We start from the raw sequence: 3,723 nt of genomic DNA, 5'->3' as shown, positions 1-3,723 counted from the left end.
CTCGACGACACCGGCAACCGCGTCTACCGGCGCGAGGTCCACACCTGGGACGGCCGCTGGCACCTCGCGTTCGTCACCCCGCCGGCCAGCCGGGCCGCCCGCACCCGGCTGCGGGCCGGGCTCACGTTCATCGGGTACGCCGAGATCGCCGACCACGTGTGGGTCAGCCCCTACGAGCGGGCCGAGCTGCCCTCGGTCCTCGAGCGCGATGCCGCCACGGCCAGCACGGCGCGGGCCGACCACTTCGACCCTCCCCCGATCGCCGCCTGGGACCTCGAGGCCCTGCGCGCGGCGTACGACGGCTGGATCACGGCGGCCGGCGACCTCGTCGCCCAGCACCTCGCGGCCCACGAGGACGAGGACGAGGCGGCGTTCGCGGCCCGGTTCCACCTCGTGCACGAGTGGCGCAAGTTCCTCTTCACCGATCCCGACCTGCCGCCGGCACTGCTGCCGTCCGGCTGGCCGGGCCACGCGGCCGCGGAGCTGTTCACCGCCGAGGCGACGCGTCTCAAGCCCGGCGCGGACCGCTTCGTCGCGCGGTGCCTGGGAGACTGCTGACCAACACGCTCTGCTGCGACGAACAGTTGTTCAGCAGTCTCCCGGCTCCTGACAGGATGCGCCCATGACCGAGCCTTCCCAGCCGTCCGTCCTGCTCGACGTCACCGACGGCGTCGGCACCATCACACTGAACCGGCCCGAGGCCTACAACAGCCTCGACATCGCGACCAAGGAGCTGCTGCTCGAGACGATCCGTGCGGTCGCCGACGACCCGGCGGTGCGCTGCGTCGTCCTGACCGGCACCGGCAAGGCGTTCTGCACCGGTCAGGACCTCAAGGAGCACATCGAGCTGCTGGAGAACGGCGGCAGCGACCTGCTGTTCACGACCGTCGACAAGCACTACAACCCGATCGTCACGACGCTGGCCGGCATGGCCAAGCCGGTGATCGCGGCGGTCAACGGCGTGGCGGCGGGCGCCGGCGCGAGCCTGGCGTTCGCCTGCGACCTGCGGATCGTGGCCGACACGGCCGGCTTCAACCTGGCCTTCGCCAACGTCGCGCTCTCGTGCGACACCGGCGCGAGCTACACCCTGCAGCGCCTGGTGGGCCGGGCGAAGGCGATCGAGCTCCTCTACTTCCCCTCCACGGTGCCCGCTGCCGACGCGCTCGAGCTCGGGCTCGCGACCAAGGTCGTGCCCGCCGACGAGCTGGCGGCCGAGGTCGGCGCGCTGGCAGCGCGCCTGGCCGCGGGGCCCACGGTCGCCCTCGGCGCCATCCGGCAGTCCGTGGCGTACGCCGCCGGGCACTCCTTCGAGGAGGCCGTCGAGGTCGAGAGCGCGATGATGCAGAAGACCGGCGCCACCGCCGACCACCGGGCCGCCGTCGCGGCGTTCGTGGCCAAGGAGAAGCCGGTCTTCGAGGGCCGATAGGCCGGGGCCCTACCTCTCGCAGCCGCGCATCCGCTCGGCGTCGCAGGTGTCGGTGCCGCCGTTGCCGTAGACCACGTCGCGGCCGGCGCCACCGACCAGGCGGTCGTTGCGCGGGCCGCCGACGAGGAAGTCGTTGCCGCCCCGGCCGTCGGCCAGCAGCCGGGCCCGGCTCTCGACCGTCACCTCGTCGGGCCCTTCGCTGCCGAGGTAGTCGAGCCGCGCCCGGGGCACCGAGAAGGTGAGCGAGGACCAGCCGAGCAGCCTGCCGTGCTGGTCGTCGCGGCTGATCGTCCCGGCGACCAGGTCGACCGCGAAGGGCCCTCCCGGCACCGGACGCAGCGCGCTGAGGTAGAGGCTGTCGGTGTCCCACTCCTCAGGCCCCGGAGCACCCGAGTCGAGGACGGCGCCCGTGAGGCTCGAGGCGGCCGTGAGCCAGACGAACAGCAGGTCGCCACCCGCCCCGGTGTCGACCCGGTCGGCGCCGCCCCGGTGCAGCGAGACCACGTCGTCGCCCGCGCCGCCGCTGATGGTGTCGCGCCCGCCGCGGCTGGTGATCTCGTCGGGGCCGGCCCCTCCCGAGACCGTGTCGTTGCCGGCGTCGGCGCGGATCGTGTCGCGTCCACCGCGGCCCTCGAGGAGGTCGGCCCCGGCCCCGCCGGTGAGGTGGTCCGGTGCGCCGGTGCCGATCAGGTGGTCGTCGCCGGGTGAGCCGACGACGCCGAGCGTGCGCCGCCAGACGATCCGGTCGGTGCCCTGGCCGGTGGCCCGGCGCGCCCCGAGGTCGACGGTGACGCCGTCGGCGCTGGCGAAGACCAGCAGGTCGGGCTCGACCAGCGCGGCGCCGCGGATGCGCGGGCCGGGATCGAGCAGGTCGTCGCCAGGGCCGCCGTCGAGGCGGTCGCCGGTGGCGATCGTCTGGAACTGGTCGTGCCAGCGCCGGTCGGCGCCGCCGTACAACCGGTCGGAGCCGGCGCCCCCGCACAGCACGTCGGACCCGCCGAGGCCACGCAGGACGTCGTCACCGCCCAGTCCGGCGATCACGTCGCGGCCGGACGTCCCGACCAGCACGTCGTCGCCGGGCGTGCCCACGATCGTGGCGCGCAGGCCCTGGCACGTCGGCGCCGCGACTCCGGCCGCGGGCGGCAGCGCCCACAGCGGCGCCGTCAACGCCAGCACCAGCACCGCCCGCTTCATCGCCGGGCGCCCCAGATCGAGAGCACCTGCCCGGGAGCGATCTTCCTCATCAGCCGACGCGGCGGGTGTGAGCCGTACTCGGCGGTGAGCGCGGAGCCGCGGAACTGGTGGTTGAACCAGCCGGTCATCGTGCCGTGGCAGACACCGCCGCAGTTGAACGACTTGCGCGGCAGGTTCAGCTTGTCGGCGACCCGGCGGGAGAACCGCTGGCTCTTGGTGTCGGTGTCGACGCCGTGCAGCGGCTGGTGGAAGCTGATGATCCACTGCGGCCGGATCGTGCGCAGGAACCGCATCGCCGCCCGGGTCTCGGGCTCGGAGCCCGCCCGCGGTCCCGACTCGTAGCTGCCGTCGAGGTCGGCCCAGTGATAGGGGAAGTTGCGGTTGAGGTCCACGCCGTGGGCGTTCTTGCGGGTGTGCCGGGCCAGCCCGTCGGGGTTGTAGACGGGAAGCACCCACAGGTTGATGCCGTGGATCGGCCGCCCGTCGCGCAGCGAGGCGAGGATCTGGCGGGTGTGGCCCTCGTTGCCGTGCATCGTGGAGATCAGCAGCACCTTGGGCTTGCCCCGCTCACCGAGCCGGAAGGCCTTGATCGGCCGACCCTGGACCGAGTGGCCGATGGTCCGCGCCTCGACCACGGCCGGCCGGTCGGCCGGCGGGCGCCCGGCGTACGTCGTCGCCGGGGTGCCGAGGGCGAGCCCGGTGGCGAGTGCGGTGACGAGCGGGCCGGCGAGGAGGGATCCGAGGCGCATGATCCTCGACCCTACTCGCCCCGGATCGGCTCAGAGCCGGCTCAGACGTGGGCGTAGAGGTAGGCCCAGGTGAAGACGCAGACGCCCACCAGCATGCCGACGTGGGCGAGGATGGAGAGCCCCGGGCCGTCGGACCAGCTGTCCTCGCGGCCCTCCGAGGCGTGCCGGCCGCGGCTGGGCAGCCAGCGCACCAGGATCAGCAGGCCGGCCGCGACCACGATCCACCACAGGGCGATCGCGACGATGCCGGTGAGGTCGCCGCCGAGGGTGGTGTCGTCGGGGGCGAGGAGGAAGGCCAGCCAGGTCACGATCGCCAGCACGCCGGCCACCGTGTGCACGTGGAGTGCGGTTCGT

5 protein-coding genes are annotated in these 3,723 nt (G+C 73.8%); 2 read left to right on the top strand and 3 right to left on the bottom strand.

All coding sequences use genetic code 11. The annotated features are described in order from the left end of the window. Both Q0L15_RS15140 and Q0L15_RS15135 read left to right on the top strand, forming a co-directional pair. Positions 1-558: PaaX family transcriptional regulator C-terminal domain-containing protein (locus tag Q0L15_RS15140; protein ID WP_296605286.1), on the top strand; the 558-nt coding region annotated here is incomplete at its 5' end. Between the two features lie 64 nt (positions 559-622). Then, positions 623-1,426: an enoyl-CoA hydratase-related protein gene (locus Q0L15_RS15135; RefSeq protein WP_296605285.1), complete on the top strand. Its 804-nt coding sequence runs from the start codon at positions 623-625 to the stop codon at positions 1,424-1,426. 9 nt (positions 1,427-1,435) lie between these two features. On the opposite strand, the gene Q0L15_RS15130 is transcribed toward Q0L15_RS15135, so the two are convergent. The 3 genes from Q0L15_RS15130 to Q0L15_RS15120 all read right to left on the bottom strand — a co-directional run. Next, on the bottom strand, positions 1,436-2,620 hold the full coding sequence (locus tag Q0L15_RS15130) for a calcium-binding protein (RefSeq protein ID WP_296605284.1): 1,185 nt from the start codon (positions 2,618-2,620) through the stop codon (positions 1,436-1,438). Further along, positions 2,617-3,369, bottom strand: coding sequence for a M14 family zinc carboxypeptidase (locus tag Q0L15_RS15125; RefSeq protein ID WP_296605283.1), 753 nt, complete (start codon positions 3,367-3,369; stop codon positions 2,617-2,619). The genes Q0L15_RS15130 and Q0L15_RS15125 overlap by 4 nt, the downstream gene beginning before the upstream one ends. A gap of 41 nt (positions 3,370-3,410) precedes the next feature. Then, positions 3,411-3,723 (bottom strand): hypothetical protein (locus Q0L15_RS15120; protein ID WP_296605282.1); only part of this gene is annotated, 313 nt, incomplete at its 5' end.

It is taken from the genome of Nocardioides sp. (genome assembly GCF_024509035.1).
Classification (GTDB): Bacteria; Actinomycetota; Actinomycetes; order Propionibacteriales; family Nocardioidaceae; genus Nocardioides.
The sequence above is the reverse complement of the archived record's forward strand: the minus strand, read 5'-3'. Positions and strand labels throughout refer to the sequence as shown.

What these genes read in the sequence shown, in the direction of transcription:
- Q0L15_RS15125 (WP_296605283.1), bottom strand. Translation starts at nt 3,369, where the DNA reads ATGCGCCTCGGATCCCTCCTCGCCGGCCCGCTCGTCACCGCACTCGCC.
- Q0L15_RS15130 (WP_296605284.1), bottom strand. Translation starts at nt 2,620, where the DNA reads ATGAAGCGGGCGGTGCTGGTGCTGGCGTTGACGGCGCCGCTGTGGGCG.
- Q0L15_RS15135 (WP_296605285.1), top strand. Translation starts at nt 623, where the DNA reads ATGACCGAGCCTTCCCAGCCGTCCGTCCTGCTCGACGTCACCGACGGC.